The organism is Acinetobacter sp. YH16044, assembly GCF_013417145.1.
GTDB lineage: Bacteria > Pseudomonadota > Gammaproteobacteria > Pseudomonadales > Moraxellaceae > Acinetobacter > Acinetobacter amyesii.
This window is the reverse complement of sequence record NZ_VPEK01000014.1, coordinates 1-16,237: the sequence shown is the minus strand read 5'-3', so window position 1 is coordinate 16,237 and position 16,237 is coordinate 1. Positions and strand designations below refer to the sequence as shown.

Sequence of the window (16,237 nt, the reverse complement as noted above, 5' to 3'; positions counted from 1 at the left end):
TCAATACTCCATTTAACTTGAAAAAGTTATGCGTAAAGTTTTTCTAAACGTGCGTGTGCGCGTTCAATTGCTGCTTCAACTTGAGCAGGTGCAGTACCACCAATGTGGTTACGTGCATTGACAGATGCTTCAAGTGTTAATGCTTTTTCGAAGACATCGGCTTGAATCAAGTCAGAGAATTGTTGAAGTTGCTCAAGGGTTAATTCTGAAAGGTCTTTGCCTTCTTGAACACCGAGGGCAACCGCTTTACCCACAATTTCATGCGCATCACGGAATGCTACGCCATTTTTAACGAGGTAGTCGGCAAGGTCAGTTGCAGTTGAGAAGCCACGAAGTGCTGCTTCACGCATGATGTCAATGTTTGGTACTAGTGCAGGAATCATGTCGGCAAATGCCATGAGTGAGCCACGAACAGTATCAATTGCATCGAATAGTGGTTCTTTATCTTCCTGGTTGTCTTTGTTGTATGCCAAAGGTTGACCTTTCATTAGGGTCAATAGGCTCATCAAGTCACCATATACACGGCCAGTTTTACCACGAATCAACTCAGGAACGTCTGGGTTTTTCTTTTGCGGCATGATTGAAGAGCCGGTGCAAAAACGGTCAGGAATGTTCACAAATTTGAATTGTGCCGATGTCCAAAGAATCATTTCTTCTGACATACGTGATAAATGCATCATGATGAGTGATGCTGCAGCATTGAATTCAATACCAAAATCACGGTCAGATACGGCGTCTAAAGAGTTTTCAGCGACAGCTTCAAAACCTAGTAATTCGGCAGTGAATGCACGGTCAATTGGGTAGGTTGTTCCTGCAAGTGCAGCAGAACCTAAAGGCATACGGTTGGTACGTTTACGGCAGTCGATTAAACGCTCTGAGTCACGTACCAACATTTCAAACCACGCCATTAAATGGTGGCCAAAAGTCACTGGCTGTGCAGTTTGTAAATGCGTGAAGCCCGGCATGATGGTATTGGTATTTTTCGCCGCTAAGCCTAGGATGCCTTTTTGTAATTTTTTCAATAATTCTAAAATCGCATCGATTTCGTCGCGAACATACAGACGGATATCGGTTGCAACTTGGTCATTACGACTACGACCGGTGTGTAGTTTTTTACCTGTAATACCGATACGTTGAGTCAAGCGTGACTCAATATTCATGTGCACATCTTCTAGGTCAATGCGCCATTCGAAGTTACCCGCTTCAATTTCTGCTTTAATGGTGTTTAAGCCATTAATAATATCGTCACGCTCTTGTTCAGTCAGAACGCCGACTTTTGCAAGCATGGTTGCATGTGCAATTGAACCTGCAATATCTTGTTTATAAAAGCGTTGGTCAAACTGTACAGATGCTGTAAATTCAGCAACAAAAGTGTCAGTAGCTTCGGAAAAACGACCGCCCCACATGCCTGAAGTTTGGGCTTGTGACGGATTTGAGGAATTAGAAGATGTGGTCATGTCGGCTCAATAAGATAAAAAGCATAGAACTGAGCAAGAGTATAGCAAATTCGAACCCAGTTGCCGAAGGGCAAGTTGATCAAACTTTTAGACAGGGTTTAGGTCTATGACAATTTCTGTATTTTCAGGAAAAATGGGCCGCTGGCACTATCTGTGGGAGCTGTTTCTTGCGGGCAATATCGTGGCGTTGGTCTTGGCCTTGGCCCAAGCTCAATCGTGGCATGCTTTAAGTTTTTCCAGTGTCATGCAGCATATGTTGTTTATTAACTGGATTTTATTGGCATTTGCTGCATTTTCAGAGCTTTTGCAGAGTAAGACGCGTGGTTTAAGCATGAAAATGCTCATGTTTAGCGGGTTTGTTTTATTGCAAGCTTTGGTGTTGTTCACCACCTTAATTTTAAATGTCTTGATCTATTTTGGTGGAAATTTCAGTTTAACTGGCTTGAGTGCGGACGTTTTAACTGCTGGTGTGGTTTTAAATCTGAGCTATGGGGTATTACTTGGGGCATTTTGTTTTCGATATTTATATTTAAGAGAACAGTGGGGTCGACAACATCATAGTGAGTTAAACTCACGCATTCAGGCTATGCAAGCTCGGATTCATCCGCATTTTTTATTTAATAGCTTAAACAATGTGATTAGCTTGATTGCGATTGACCCAGATAAAGCGGAGCAAATGCTACTGAATTTATCTCGATTGTTCCGTGCAAGTTTCCAAGAATTGAAACTGGTGAGTCTCAAAGATGAGATCGATTTGTGTCAGCGTTATTTGGCCATCGAACAAATGCGATTGGGCGATCGGCTCAATGTGGAGTGGAAACTGGCTGACATTGAACAGTACGCTCAAGTACAAATTCCACTATTAACTTTACAACCTTTGTTAGAAAATAGTATTTTTCATGGAGTCGAAAAGATTTTGACAAAGAGTACGATAAATATATTGATTGAAATATTACAAAATCAAATTAATATCGTTATTACAAATCCTTATACACAGGATACAATTAAATTACGTCAGGGGAATGGTATTGCCATCGAAAATGTGAAACAGCGACTTGAGGCATATTATGGTCAGCATGTCACTTTTCAAACCTACGCAGGCGAGGGAATGTATACGACTGTGGTGCAATATCAATATAAATAGAAATCTCAGTTGACCAATAAAAATAAATGACGTTAACGAGATAAGGAGGAGAAATGGACATCCTGATCTGTGATGATGAGCCTCTAGCAGTAGAGCGATTGTCACGTTTAGTCACTCAACTTGGACATCAAGTGGTTGCGAAAGCCTCACATGGTCAACAAGCGATTGACTTGGCTCAAAGCCTCGAGCCTGATGTCATCTTACTAGATATACAAATGCCTGAAATGGATGGGCTGACTTGCGCGAAATTGTTGCGTGAATTAGATCCCATGCCTGCTATTATTTTTTGTACTGCATATGATCATCATGCACTTGATGCATTTAAGTCGAATGCAGAGGGATATTTACTAAAACCGGTTATGCAACAGGAATTGCAGCAGGTTCTAGATCATTTAACTAAATTAACCCAAGCTCAATTGAGCACGATAAAACAAAAAGAAAATATGGACGAAATTAAAATCAGCCGCCATCAAATTGCGGCAAAGACTTATCGTGGTGTAGAACTGGTCCCTGTGGAAAATATTTATTATTTTCTTGCAGATCAGAAATATGTCACTGTTCGGCACAAAAATGGCAATGTACTTATTGATGAAACGCTGAAGGATTTAGAGCATGAATTTGGTGATCGCTTTATACGTATTCATCGAAATGCCTTGGTGTCTGTGAGCTTTTTAGATGGTTTGGAAGTCGTAAGCTCGGGGCAATATCAGGTGCGGTGTCGAGATTTAGAAGAACGTTTGGCGGTCAGCCGTCGACATTTACCGAATTTGCGTGAGCGAATACAAAAATTATAGGGCAAGGGTCAAAGCACATTGCGAATTAAGCTTGCATTTTCAACTGAGCAAGTTAAGTTTAGAATAATAGCCCTATAGACTGTATTTTAAAATTTATGAATATCCTTAAGATCGCAACCCGACAAAGCCCGCTTGCACTTTGGCAGGCGGAACATATTCGTGCACGCTTAGAAGCACTTCATGCAAATTTGAAAGTTGAGTTGGTGACTTTTGTGACCCAAGGTGACAAGATTCTAGATACCCCCTTAGCCAAAATTGGGGGGAAAGGATTATTTGTAAAAGAATTAGAAGCGGCATTGTTGGATGGTCGTGCAGACTTGGCAGTTCATTCGATGAAAGATGTGCCGATGGCATTGCCTGAAGGTTTAAGCTTGGCCGTGATTTGTGAGCGTGAAGACCCATTAGATGCTTTCGTTTCAAATACCTATAACAGTTTTGATGAGTTGCCACAGGGTGCGAAGGTGGGAACGTCGAGCTTGCGCCGCAAATGCCAAATTTTAAAACAACGTCCAGACCTTGAGATTATTGATCTGCGTGGCAATGTGGGTACGCGTTTATCTAAACTCGATGCGGGTAACTATGATGCGATTATTTTGGCCAGTGCAGGGTTGAAGCGTCTAGGTTTAGCAGAGCGTATTCGTCATACTCTTGAGCCTGTTGTGAGTTTACCTGCAGTTGGACAAGGTGCATTGGGCCTAGAATGTCGTAGCCAAGATCAAACTGTATTGGATTTAATTTTGCCCTTAATGCATACAGAGACCAATGCCTGTGTACGCGCAGAACGTGCATTTAATGCATATCTAGAAGGTGGCTGCCAAGTACCGATTGCAGGTTATGCAACCTTAGAAAATGGTCAGATTCATTTGGAAGGTCGTGTCGGTAGTGTTGACGGTCAAACCTTGTTGAAAGCACAGCAAGTAGGTTTTCCTGAACAAGCTGAACAGCTCGGTGTCAAATTGGCACAAGACTTGTTAGCCCAAGGTGCAGGTGAAATTTTAAAGGCACTGTATTAATACATGCTTTTTATCAATACACGTCCAGCAGATCGTGCAGCGCAGCTTAGCTTGACGCTGCGCTCTGCGTGTGTTGCTGTGGCTGAGCTTCCATTACTTGAGCTTAAGCCGCGGGTATGGTCAGAAGCATTAGCAGCGTGCTACGCCCAGTTGAGTGCTGCGGATGTATTGGTTGTGGTGAGCCCCTCTGCGGTCACCTTTGGTATGCAAGGTTTGCGTAAGGCAGGCATTTCACTTGAGCAGCTCGAACATATTCAATGGGTTGCAGTCGGTGATGCAACTGCAGCAAAGCTGGCTGATTATGGCATTCACAGTGTCGTACCGCAGGTGGAAACCTCGGAGGGAATGCTCACCTTAAGCCATTTAGAACAATTAGAGGCCGGGGCTTGCGTTGCATTTTGGCGCGGTGAAGGTGGTCGTCAATTTATGATGCAGCAGTTGCTAGCACGTGGCATTCAGATTTTCAATTTTGTGCTATATGAACGGTATCTACCAGAAGAGACCATTCAAAAAGTAAAAACACTCATTTCTGAACATCAGTTGTCATCTCCATATTGTATGTTGATCACCAGTGAGGCTAGTTGGCTCAATTGGCTTGACTTGATTCAGTCGCATTTATCAGTGCTGAGTCATGCACATTTTTTAGTTTTAGGTGTAAGGTTGTTCGAGCTACTGGAGCAAAGTCGTATAACACTGAACAAAGATTTTAAAATTATTCAACTCGAAGATTTAAACGCGACACACATATTGCAGCATGTGCAAGTCGTGCAGGGAAATACATGAAGAAGTTGTTTGTCGTTGTGGTCATTGTCGCCGTACTTTGGTTGGCTAAACTCAGTTTTGACTTGTTTCAGGTCAATGCTCAACAAACCGAACTGATGCAACAACAAACTTTATTGCAACAGCACAATGCAGGTTTGAATGATCAGGTCGTGGCTTTGAAACGCCAGTTGAATGGCACAACGACCGAGATGTCGGCTGCAACGACATCGAATGCTTCGATTGCTGCTGAGGCGACCCATAGTATTGAGCCAATGATGGTTGTGGGCCAGCAACTTGATTTGGTTGAATTTGCCATGCAGCAACAACAATTTGCTGTTGCTTTAGAAAAATTAAACCAATTAGACCAACAATTAGATCAGTTGAGCTTGGCACCTGCACTGCGTATGAGTTTGCATCAGGTGATTCAAAAAGACCGTGAGACCTTAAAGCAATATGTGACAGAGCGTCAGTTGCAATCTGATAAAGTGAAAAATACCCTGCAATCCATCGATCAATTGTTAGAAAAAGAAATATTAAAGCCATACAGTTCAAAAGAGCAGCAAAAAGGTCTTTCTTTTTGGCAAAAATGGATTCAAGTCGAATCAGTCGAACAACCGAGTCCCGTATTAATGCAGCGTAGCTTGGTATTAAAAGAAATGCAGTTACGTTTAATTTTGGCTCAGCAAGTTTTAAATCAAGGACAATATCCTCAATTTCAACAAGAAATCACTGAAATTATGCAAATTATGCAGCAATTGCCAGATGCTTCATTAAAACCGATACGCCAACGTCTAGAACAATTAAAGGACATTCCGGTTATTTCTGTACCGCTATTAAATACTCGGGCACTCATAGGATAATCGACTATGAAACATATTTTATTGGCCTATTTATTTATTAGCTTATTGGTTGTTGCCATTATTAGTTTGCTGAGTTTTGGACATGGTGCAGGCTATGTCTATTTATACTGGCGTGAATGGCAAGTTCAATCCAATATTTGGTTTTTAGCATTATTGCTGGCACTACTGAGTTTGTTCGTGCAAATGCTTTGGTATGCGGTTAAACGCTATTTAAGTCGAGAGCAGCGTAAATCTGAAACAGTCTTTAGTTTTAATAAACTGCATCCCTATGAACAATTGGCTGTCATTTGGCTTTTAAATGCTGCGCAAGATCAAAAAAACTTTATTCAGCAAGCTTTTACTGAGTCTGGATTATTAAAAGGGGTGATTGATGCGCGTTTATATTGGATTCAGCAACAATATGAAACAGCATTAAATGCATTAACTCAGACCAATCCAATGGCTTTTGAACTCGCAGAATTGCAACGGATTGAAATTTATTTATCCCAACAAGAGGGTGAAAAGGCTTTAACGCATCTCGAATTTTTGAATCAACATGAATTATCGCCATGGTTGCAAAAAGTCAGCACTGCCTATGAGCAGCGTTTAACCACGCTATGGGGCATGTTTGCGTTGCAGTTTCCTTGGTTGTATTTGCGTTCGACACGTTATGGACATTTAGATGAGCTGACAAAACAAGCTTGGTTGGAGCAATTATTATCTGCATTTGATCAAGCTGATGTCGATGACTTACAGCATTTAAAGCAGCGTTATTTGGATTTGCAAGATCAAATAACAGAGCGTAAATATGTGGTCAAAGTGTTGTGGTTAAAAGTCTTGTCTCGTGTGCCAGAGATGAGTCAGGAACATGAGCAATTGGCTATTCATTTACTGGAACAGCAATTTAACAAAGAAGTGTTCTTTTTGTGGTTCCAGCAAAAAATGTTGAAGCAAAACCCTGACTATGTGGCTGTAGAACAGCAGATTCAACGTTGGGAAGAAAAGTATCCTGCACTACCTGTTTTTAGTTTTGCAAAATGGAATATTTACCAAGCGACAGAACGCCAAGCTGAGGCGGATGCATTATTAGAATTATATCCAGATGATGTATTAATGAGTTATTTACGTATCAAGTCAGCTTTAAATCAGCAGGAATATTTGACCAAACAATTAAATTTAATATTTGAAAATAATGCTAATTTTATGGAAATTCGAATATAAGGACATAATATGCAAAAAGATTTAGCTCAATATTCATTGATTCATACTCAACACATCGCTTGGGGGGATATGGATGCTTTTGGTCATGTAAATAACGTGCATTATTATCGTTATATGGAAAGTGCGCGGATTGGTTATTTAGATCAGTTGGATATATTTAATCAGTCTGTGGTTACGGTTGTTGCTTCAAGCCAGTGTAAATATTTAAGCCCCGTGGTTTATCCTGATATTTTAAAAGTGGCAACGCGCGTTGAAGAATTAAGAAATAGTGCATTTCGTATGGGTTATATATTATGGAGTGAACAGCAACAAAAAATCGTTGCAACAGGCGATGCGGTTATTGTGTGCGTGGATAAAATGACCCTGCAAAAAACCTCTATTCCGGAAAATATTAAAACCAAAATAAAAGCCTTAGAAAATTCAGTGGGAAATAATATTTAAATACAATTTAACTTTATATATTTTAAGGAGTCGTGTTAAAATATTGTAGTAAAATGAAAATTATTTATTGAATAAAAATTTTATTATAATATTATGAGCGAGTTTTCATAAGCATTATTAAAATGAAATTTCGGAGTTAAAGATTATGCCTGATATTAGTAATTTATCAGTTGAAGAGTTAAAGAAGCTTCAAGTAGAAGCTGAAGCACTGATTGCATCTAAAAAAGATCAAGCGATTGAAGATGCGTACAACCGTATTGTTGAAATTGCAGAAAATTTAGATTTAAGCGTTGAACAAATTCTTGAATTTGGTTTAAGCAAACGTAAAAAATCAACGCGTAAAGCGGTTGAGCCACGTTACCGTAGCAAAACCAATGCAGATGACACGTGGACTGGTCGTGGTAAACAACCACGTTGGTTAGTGGCTGAGTTAGAAAAAGGCGCGAAACTAGAAGACTTCTTAATTTAAGAACAATTCATGAAATCGTCATATCCTGAGTTCAGGATAATTAAACCAGGCAAATGCCTGGTTTTTTTATCTCTTTGAATTGGCTATGCAGAAAAAGTATGCATAATGTGTCTATAAAGAAAAATGTTTAAATGATGGAAAAAAATTGATGGATCGGTTGTGGTGGGATGATCAATAAAACTAATAATATTCGGTGGCTCATTTTTGCTGCGATCAGTTTTTTAATTTTCGTTATGCTGCAAGTGCCAGCAGCGTGGCTCATTACAAAGTTTTATAAAAATAACCAAATGCTACATAACGTCAGTGGCAATATTTGGCATGGGCAAGCAGATTGGACACGAGGAAATTTGAAAGGCTCGTTAAACTGGAACACACGCCCGTGGGATTTGATTTTATTACGCTTGGGTGCAAATGTTGAACTTCATAGTGGCAATACCAAACTACAAGGTGTGATGGGGTATGGTTTTGGTAAAAGTATTAGTATTAAAAACTTAGAGGGTCAAATTGCTCCTGAAACCTTAAAAAGTTTTGCCGATTGGCAATGGCCAATGAATGCCATTCAATTAAAAGATGTGCAGTTTAAATATAAGCCACAACAGGGATTTAGTCGTTCATCAGGCGAGATACAGTGGGCAGGTGGGGATTTATCATTTAGCTTTGCACAGCGTCAAGAGTCAATGAATGTGCCTGCCATGTTGGCTCAATTAAAAGATGATAATGGCAAATTGTCGATTGATGTTCGAGATCAACGCGAACAAAAGATGATGAATTTATCACTTGAGCCAGACCTCATGTTGGATGTGCAATTAACCCAGCGCTTTTTGATGAATGTTGCTTCCTATGAAGGTAAGGCAGGATTAGATACGTATGTGATTAGTTCGCGTCAACCTCTATTGAGTGGGGTGAACTGATGGCTGACTATTTCGAAAAAATCCGCGAGATCAATTGGAAGCAAACAGATCGACTTGCACCTGTGGTCTTGGTTTTAATAATTTTGTACTTGTGCTGGAAGTTAGCCGCTTTATTTTGGTTATTGATTGCACCGCCACAAGCCATGCAGTTAGACCGAGTTGAATTGGGTTCACAGCAAACGCAAGTTCCTAATATTAGCTCTTTTGCCTTGTTTCAGGAAAACCGCAGTTCAGCAGCTGACGCGCAGTTAAATATGGTGTTACAAGGTGTGGTGGTTGGACAGCCAAGTCGCTACTCGTCGGCAGTGATTAAGGTCAATGAGAGTTCAGATCGCTACTTGGTTGGAGAAACCATTCAAGGTTCATCCTACCAATTGGCTGAAGTTTATTGGGATAAGGTGATTTTAACGCAGGGTAATGGTGCACGGCGTGAATTAGCGTTCCAAGGTATTGAAAACGGATTAGATCAACCGATTGTCCCTACAGCCAATGCAACATCAGGCGGATCTTTGCAAAATAACAGCATGCAAAATGCAGCTAATCCTGCAAATTCAGGGCAAGGCACGACGCAGTCCGCGATTGGTCAGGCCGTACAACGCATGACAGAAAATCGTGAGCAATATCTGCAGGAAATGGGGGTGAATCCATCAGGTAATGGTGGGTTTGAGATTTCAAATCGAACACCTGCTGCCTTGAGAAATAAATTGGGTTTGCAACCGGGTGACCGCATCATGTCTTTAAATGGGCAGGCAGTCGGTGCAGGACAATCTGAGGCGCAATTATTAGAACAAGCCCGCCGTGAAGGGCAGGTGAAACTTGAAGTCAAACGTGGTGATCAAGTGATGACCATACAACAGGATTTTTAGTGATGTTTCATCACTTTATAGGGTTAGGAAACACAGGCGTATATGGCTTTATTTAATAATAACCGTTCAACTTTAGCTGCCTATGCCATGGTGCCCTTGGTTGCTATGGTCAGCACAGCAAGTTATGCACAAACATGGAAAATCAATTTACGTGATGCAGATCTTACGGCATTCATTAATGAAGTCGCAGATATCACGGGGAAAAATTTTGCAGTTGACCCACGGGTACGAGGAAATGTAACGGTTATTTCCAATAAGCCTTTAAATAAAAATGAAGTCTATGACCTGTTTCTCGGTGTATTGAATGTCAATGGCGTGGTGGCGATTCCATCGGGCAACACCATTAAACTGGTTCCAGACAGTAATGTAAAAAGCTCGGGCATTCCTTATGATGCGCGCCACCGTGCGTCTGGAGACCAAATTGTCACCCGAGTAATTTGGCTTGATAACACCAATGCCAACGACTTAATTCCAGCCCTACGTCCATTGATGCCGCAATTTGCACATTTGTCAGCAGTGGCGGGGACCAATGCGCTGATCGTCTCAGACCGTGCTAGTAATATTTACCAGCTCGAAACGATTATTCGTAATTTAGATGGAACGGGTCAAAATGATATCGAAGCCGTGACGCTGCAATCGAGTCAGGCCGAAGAAATGATTGGGCTGTTAGAGTCGATGAGTTCGACCGGCGCATCAAAAGACCCGAAAGGTTCACGAATTCGTATTATTGCGGACAATCGAACCAATCGTATTATCATTAAAGGTGATACAGCGACACGTAAGCGTATTCGTAAGATTATTGAGACCTTAGATGTGCCTGCTGCAGATCGATTGGGTGGATTGAAAGTTTTTCGTCTAAAGTATGCAAGTGCCAAAAACTTGTCAGAAATCTTACAAGGCTTGGTCACAGGGCAGGCCGTTTCGAGTACAAATTCATCGAATAGCTCAAATAGCAGCACGATGAACAGTTTAATGAATGATAGTAACAGTTCGAATTCACAGTCATTCAGTTCACAAAATAACACCAGTTCAGGTATTAACCTCAACAGTAATAACTCTTCCAATAATACGCAAAACGGTATCTCAAGCTTTAATGCCAATGGCGTGAGTATTATTGCTGATGCCACACAAAATGCACTGATTGTGAAAGCAGATCCGCAGCTCATGCGTGAAATTGAATCTGCGATTCAGCAGCTCGATATTCGTCGTCAGCAAGTGCTGATCGAAGCGGCGATTATTGAAGTTGAAGGCACGGATACCGATCAGCTCGGTGTGCAATGGGCGTTGGGTGATATCAGTAGTGGTATCGGCTTAATTAACTTTGATAACTTTGGTTCTAGTTTAAAAAATATTGCCGCAGGTTATTTAACTGGTGGTGCTGCGGGTGCGGGTAGCGCGGTGAGTGCGGGTACTTCTGTAGTTCTTGGTGATTATCGTGAAGGCAGTGATGGTTCGCGCAAACTCTATGGTGCGATGATTCAGGCCTTAAAAGAAAAGACCAAATCCAATTTATTATCTACACCGTCGATAGTGACGATGGACAACGAAGAAGCCTATATTGTGGTGGGTGAAAACGTTCCATTTGTGACAGGTTCGGTCACCACCAATGGTGGTACAGCCAATCCGTATACATCGATTGAGCGTAAAGATGTCGGTGTTACTTTGAAAGTTGTGCCGCATATTGGTGATGGCGGCTCGGTGCGTTTAGAGGTCGAGCAAGAAGTTTCTGATGTAAAAGACAATAAAGGTCAAGCGTCGGACTTAGTTACGACTAAACGTGCGATTAAAACCTCGATCTTGGCAGAGCATGGTCAAACGATTGTGTTGGGTGGTTTGATCTCGGACAATACATTGCATGGGCGTCAATCCGTTCCGGGGCTCGGGGCTATTCCTGTACTGGGCAAACTTTTTAGCTCGGAAGGAAAATCCAACAGTAAACGCAATTTGCTGATCTTTATTCATCCGACCATTGTTGGAAATTCTGCTGATGTGAAGAAAATGTCTCAGCAACGTTACAGTCAGCTCTATAGTCTGCAACTGGCACTGGATAATGACGGTAATTTTGCGAAATTACCTGAAAATGTGGACGATGTGTATCAGCAGCGCATACCTGTTTCAAAAGGTACAGCACCAGCCCCTGTGTATAAGACGGTACCTACAGCACCACAAACCACACAGCCAGCGGCAGTGGTCTCCACGCCAGTCGCCATTGAACCTGCAGTGAAGCGCCAAACCATTACTGTACCAAATGGCAAAGTGGCGGAAACTCCTTAGGTTAGACAGTAGGGTGGTTTAGCTTTGAAACCACTGCATGCTATGATGAAAAAAACGAGCAATAGAGAATTAACTTCATGACTTGGAAAATTCAAGCAATTTCTGGTGATTTAACAGGACAAGAAATTAGTATTGAGCGAGATATGTTGGTGGGTCGTCATCAACAAGCAGATATTGTTTTACAAGAATCTGATGTATCGCGTAAACATGCTGCCTTTGTACTGAAAGATCAGGCACTCTGGTTGCAAGATCTCAATTCATCCAATGGGACGTTTATTAATGATGTCCGTTTGACTGGTGAATCACTTTTAAAAGAAGGTGATATTGTACAGTTTGCCAGTGTGAAGTTTAGTTTATTGGCTCCAGCTAAAGCTGTTCAGATCCCAGCGGATATTGAACAAAGCGTTGAAGCGTTGCAAACAGAAGAAATTACACCTGTTCAGCAGCCGTCTGAAGCTGTTGCGGTTTCTGAAACTGAGACACAAGAGCCTATCGTTAAAACCGCAGCACAACAAATGAATGATCAAGGTATGCCAGAGTTGAAAGAGCGAGATGGCTCGGTTCAATTGACTCGTGATGGTATGCCGACCAATGTGGGTGTGCCTAAACCTGCGCCAATCCCTGAGGGAATTGACATTACTGCTGCTCCGAAAAATGAGGCATGTGATGTAGAAATTCCAGCGACATGTGTAGAGCAAGAGCGTGAAGCGCAAAAAAATGCCTCTGTGGGCTTAATCTCAGTCATTGTTTTAATCATTCTTGCAATTATTGCATGGGTGTTGTTTAAATAAACCGAGACATTCCTCAAAAGGCATGCATGGGCATGCCTTTTTTATGGGGAAAATTTACAAAAAAATAGAGGGACATTATGTTTGAAATTCGTTTAGCAGAACGCCAAATGATTTTATTTGATCTGGATGGAACGCTAGTCGATTCAGCATCTGACTTACATCATGCGATGAATATGAGTCTAAATGCGTTGCAATTACCGTTGGTCACAGAAGCGCAGGTGCGAAACTGGATTGGGAAAGGAACTTCATTGTTTTGTCATAGCGTACTTGAATACTTGACCGGAAAGGTTGATGCCGCACAGCACCACCTTTTACTGGAAACTTTTCTAAAGATTTACAATGCCGATCCTTGTGTTTTGACGCAGCCCTTTGACGGCATTCTAGCGTTCTTGGATTGGGCAAAAGCAGAAGAGAAAATTCTGATTTGTGTGACCAATAAACCAGAGCAACCGGCACGCAGTATTGTACAGGCACTAGGTATGCATGAATACTTTGATGATGTGATTGGCGGAGATCGTTTTGAAGAGCGTAAACCACATCCCAAGCAGCTAGAGTATTGTGCGGAGCATTATGCCTTGCCGAAACAGCAAATTTTGATGGTGGGTGATTCTGTCAATGATGTAGAGGCAGCACGTCGTGCGGGTATTGATTGTATTGTGGTCAGCTATGGCTATAATCATGGTGAAAATATTCGAAATTGTCAGCCGCAGCACGTGGTTGATAACTTAAAAGAATTATTGGGTTGAAATAAGTAGGGTTAAGGAAGTGAAAATGAGCAAGTGTGTAGTATTTCGATGGCGTCACTCAATCAGCATGAGAAGAAATTAACTGAAATTGACCACGCGAAATATAGAGAAACCCAAATGACTACACAAACTCAATTTGAACAACTGAAAACTGCTGGATATAACTTGATTCCAGTATATCGTCAGCGCTTGGCAGATACAGAAACTCCACTTTCTGTCTTTGCGCGATTAAAACAACATAAACAAGCCTATTTATTTGAATCTGTAGAGGGTGGCGAAAACTGGGCGCGTTACTCCATTATTGGCTTGGGCGAGTCCACCGTATTTTCGTGTAATGAAGGGCAGTTGACCGTTCAACATGCTGATGGCTCGGTTGAAAAACAACAATGTGCTGACCCATTTCAATACATTCGTGACTTCCAAGCACAATATAAAGTGCCTACACAGCAAGATTTGCCAGCGTTGCCGAGCTTTACCGGTGGATTGGTTGGATACTTTGGTTATGACGCTGTACGTTATATCGAACCAAAGCTCAATAACGTTCCAGAAGCTGACCCAGTCGGGATTCCTGATATTTGGATGATGCTGTCTAAAACCGTCATCGTCTTTGATAACCTCAAAGATACTTTATTCTTAATTGTACATGCCGATGTAAATGATGCTGAGGCCTATACCCAAGCGCAGCAACAATTGGATGAGCTAGAAGAACTTTTGGCAACCCCAATTGCACTCAAAGCAAATAAGCATACTGCACCACAGTTTGAATCCATCACTGGACATGACAACTTTATTGACTCTATTGCAAAAGTAAAAGAGTACATTAAAGCCGGTGATGTGATGCAGGTTGTGCCGGGCCATCGTATGGTATCCGATTTTGATGGTGAGCCTTTGCAGGTCTATCGTGCACTACGTCACCTCAATCCATCGCCATATTTGTTCTTGGTGCAAGGGCAGACACTAGAAAATGACATTCCTTTTCATATTGTTGGTTCATCACCTGAAATTTTGTCTCGTTTAGAAAATGGTGTGGCAACAGTTCGTCCTTTGGCGGGAACGCGACCACGGGGTAAAACAAAAGAAGAAGATTTAGCGCTAGAAAAAGATTTGCTATCTGATGAAAAAGAAATTGCAGAGCATTTGATGTTGATCGATTTGGGGCGAAATGATGTTGGACGCGTTTCTAAAATCGGTAAAGTTCACGTGACTGATCAAATGGTGATCGAACGTTATTCGCATGTCATGCACATTGTGTCAAATGTGCAAGGTGAAGTACGTGATGATATCGATGCTTTGGATGTTTTTAAGGCAACATTCCCTGCGGGTACGCTTTCAGGCGCACCAAAAATCCGTGCTATGGAAATTATTGACGAAGTTGAACCAGTAAAACGTGGAATTTTTGGGGGTGCTGTTGGTTATTTAGGCTGGCATGGCGAAATGGACATGTCGATTGCGATTCGTACCTGTGTAATTCGTGAAAATAAGGTCTATGTTCAAGCTGGAGCAGGGGTGGTGTATGACTCTAATCCTGAATCAGAGTGGAATGAAACCCAAATAAAAGCTCGCGCAGTGATCAAAGCGGTTGAATTATCATCAAATGGATTGATTTTATGAGTTTTTCACGTTTTTTTTAGAAAAAACACTTGCAAGGATTTCAAGATTTGCTAAACTGCACACCGTTCCGATACGAAACGTACGAAACACTAAGAAACGCCGGCATAGCTCAGTTGGTAGAGCAACTGACTTGTAATCAGTAGGTCCACAGTTCGAATCCGTGTGCCGGCACCATCTTAGAAAGTTTGAGAGTGAGTAGAGAGAACAACACTGAAGTAAGTGTAAAATGGTGAGGTTCCCGAGCGGTCAAAGGGGGCGGACTGTAACTCCGCTACGAAAGTTTCGAAGGTTCGAATCCTTCCCTCACCACCAATTTTAAGACTTCAATAAGTGGTTTGTACCAACATCGTGCGGGAGTAGCTCAGTTGGTAGAGCGGTAGCCTTCCAAGCTACATGTCGCGAGTTCGACCCTCGTCTCCCGCTCCATATCTATTGAAGTGCTTATATTTGCTCTTATAGCTCAGTGGTAGAGCACTCCCTTGGTAAGGGAGAGGTCTCGAGTTCAAATCTCGATAAGAGCTCCAGATTTTACAGTTTAGCAACTTTAAATGTTGCGCAAGATTCCAGAAGCAGGCTTTTTAGTCTGCTTTTCAAGTATTGGGTGTTTATTTTTTTAGGCGATATGTCGGAGCTGGGTTTTACTCAGAATTGTGTTCGACGTAAACGAGGAAGAAAAGCATGGCTAAGGCTAAGTTTGAACGTAATAAGCCACACGTTAACGTGGGCACAATCGGTCACGTTGACCATGGTAAAACGACTTTAACAGCTGCGATTGCAACTGTATGTGCAAAAAAATTCGGTGGTGAAGCGAAAGATTACGCTGCAATCGACTCTGCACCAGAAGAAAAAGCACGTGGTATTACAATTAATACTTCACACGTAGAATACGATTCTCCAA

General features: G+C 41.7%; 15 protein-coding genes, 4 tRNA genes and 1 pseudogene. 19 read left to right on the top strand and 1 reads right to left on the bottom strand.

Annotated features, from left to right (window positions below):
- Positions 1-26: 26 nt before the first annotated feature.
- Positions 27-1,457, bottom strand: coding sequence for an argininosuccinate lyase (argH, locus tag FTV38_RS09805; protein WP_180002826.1), 1,431 nt, complete (start codon positions 1,455-1,457; stop codon positions 27-29).
- On the opposite strand from argH, the pseudogene FTV38_RS09800 reads away from it, so the two are divergent.
- The 19 genes and pseudogenes from FTV38_RS09800 to FTV38_RS09710 form a co-directional block, all read left to right on the top strand.
- Positions 1,448-2,601 (top strand): annotated as a pseudogene (locus FTV38_RS09800) (sensor histidine kinase). The gene argH and the pseudogene FTV38_RS09800 overlap by 10 nt on opposite strands.
- Positions 2,602-2,654: 53 nt before the next feature.
- Positions 2,655-3,395 (top strand): LytTR family DNA-binding domain-containing protein, encoded by a 741-nt coding sequence (locus tag FTV38_RS09795; protein ID WP_180012128.1) that lies wholly within the window; start codon positions 2,655-2,657, stop codon positions 3,393-3,395.
- A 95-nt stretch (positions 3,396-3,490) separates the two neighbouring features.
- Positions 3,491-4,408: a hydroxymethylbilane synthase gene (gene hemC, locus FTV38_RS09790; protein ID WP_218949541.1), complete on the top strand. Its 918-nt coding sequence runs from the start codon at positions 3,491-3,493 to the stop codon at positions 4,406-4,408.
- 3 nt (positions 4,409-4,411) lie between these two features.
- Positions 4,412-5,191: a uroporphyrinogen-III synthase gene (locus tag FTV38_RS09785; RefSeq protein WP_180022356.1), complete on the top strand. Its 780-nt coding sequence runs from the start codon at positions 4,412-4,414 to the stop codon at positions 5,189-5,191.
- Complete coding sequence (locus FTV38_RS09780) at positions 5,188-6,030, top strand: hypothetical protein (RefSeq protein ID WP_180022355.1); 843 nt, start codon at positions 5,188-5,190, stop codon at positions 6,028-6,030. Before FTV38_RS09785 ends, FTV38_RS09780 begins: the two co-directional genes overlap by 4 nt.
- A 6-nt stretch (positions 6,031-6,036) precedes the next feature.
- Positions 6,037-7,230: a heme biosynthesis protein HemY gene (locus FTV38_RS09775; RefSeq protein ID WP_180022354.1), complete on the top strand. Its 1,194-nt coding sequence runs from the start codon at positions 6,037-6,039 to the stop codon at positions 7,228-7,230.
- Between the two features lie 9 nt (positions 7,231-7,239).
- Positions 7,240-7,671: a thioesterase family protein gene (locus FTV38_RS09770; RefSeq protein WP_180022353.1), complete on the top strand. Its 432-nt coding sequence runs from the start codon at positions 7,240-7,242 to the stop codon at positions 7,669-7,671.
- Positions 7,672-7,813: 142 nt separating this feature from the next.
- Positions 7,814-8,140 carry an H-NS family nucleoid-associated regulatory protein gene (locus FTV38_RS09765; protein WP_180007248.1) on the top strand — a complete coding sequence of 109 codons (327 nt, stop codon included), beginning with the start codon at positions 7,814-7,816 and terminating at the stop codon, positions 8,138-8,140.
- 167 nt (positions 8,141-8,307) lie between these two features.
- Positions 8,308-9,051: a type II secretion system protein N gene (gene gspN / locus FTV38_RS09760; protein ID WP_180022352.1), complete on the top strand. Its 744-nt coding sequence runs from the start codon at positions 8,308-8,310 to the stop codon at positions 9,049-9,051.
- Positions 9,051-9,917, top strand: coding sequence for a type II secretion system protein N (locus FTV38_RS09755; protein WP_180007029.1), 867 nt, complete (start codon positions 9,051-9,053; stop codon positions 9,915-9,917). The genes gspN and FTV38_RS09755 overlap by 1 nt, the downstream gene beginning before the upstream one ends.
- 42 nt (positions 9,918-9,959) lie before the next feature.
- A complete protein-coding gene (gspD, locus tag FTV38_RS09750; RefSeq protein WP_180002842.1) occupies positions 9,960-12,191 on the top strand; it encodes a type II secretion system secretin GspD in 2,232 nt (743 codons plus the stop codon).
- A 77-nt stretch (positions 12,192-12,268) separates the two neighbouring features.
- The gene (locus FTV38_RS09745; protein WP_180022351.1) at positions 12,269-12,982 is read left to right on the top strand and encodes an FHA domain-containing protein; all 714 of its coding nucleotides are present in this window, start codon (positions 12,269-12,271) and stop codon (positions 12,980-12,982) included.
- Positions 12,983-13,059: 77 nt separating this feature from the next.
- Positions 13,060-13,728 carry a phosphoglycolate phosphatase gene (gene gph, locus FTV38_RS09740; protein ID WP_180022350.1) on the top strand — a complete coding sequence of 223 codons (669 nt, stop codon included), beginning with the start codon at positions 13,060-13,062 and terminating at the stop codon, positions 13,726-13,728.
- 117 nt (positions 13,729-13,845) lie between these two features.
- On the top strand, positions 13,846-15,339 hold the full coding sequence (gene trpE / locus FTV38_RS09735) for an anthranilate synthase component I (protein ID WP_180022387.1): 1,494 nt from the start codon (positions 13,846-13,848) through the stop codon (positions 15,337-15,339).
- A 98-nt stretch (positions 15,340-15,437) separates the two neighbouring features.
- Positions 15,438-15,513, top strand: a tRNA-Thr gene (locus tag FTV38_RS09730).
- Positions 15,514-15,567: 54 nt separating this feature from the next.
- Positions 15,568-15,651 (top strand) — tRNA-Tyr (locus FTV38_RS09725).
- A gap of 38 nt (positions 15,652-15,689) precedes the next feature.
- Positions 15,690-15,765, top strand: a tRNA-Gly gene (locus FTV38_RS09720).
- 23 nt (positions 15,766-15,788) lie between these two features.
- Positions 15,789-15,863, top strand: a tRNA-Thr gene (locus FTV38_RS09715).
- A gap of 154 nt (positions 15,864-16,017) precedes the next feature.
- Positions 16,018-16,237 (top strand): GTP-binding protein (locus FTV38_RS09710; protein ID WP_228146067.1); only part of this gene is annotated, 220 nt, incomplete at its 3' end.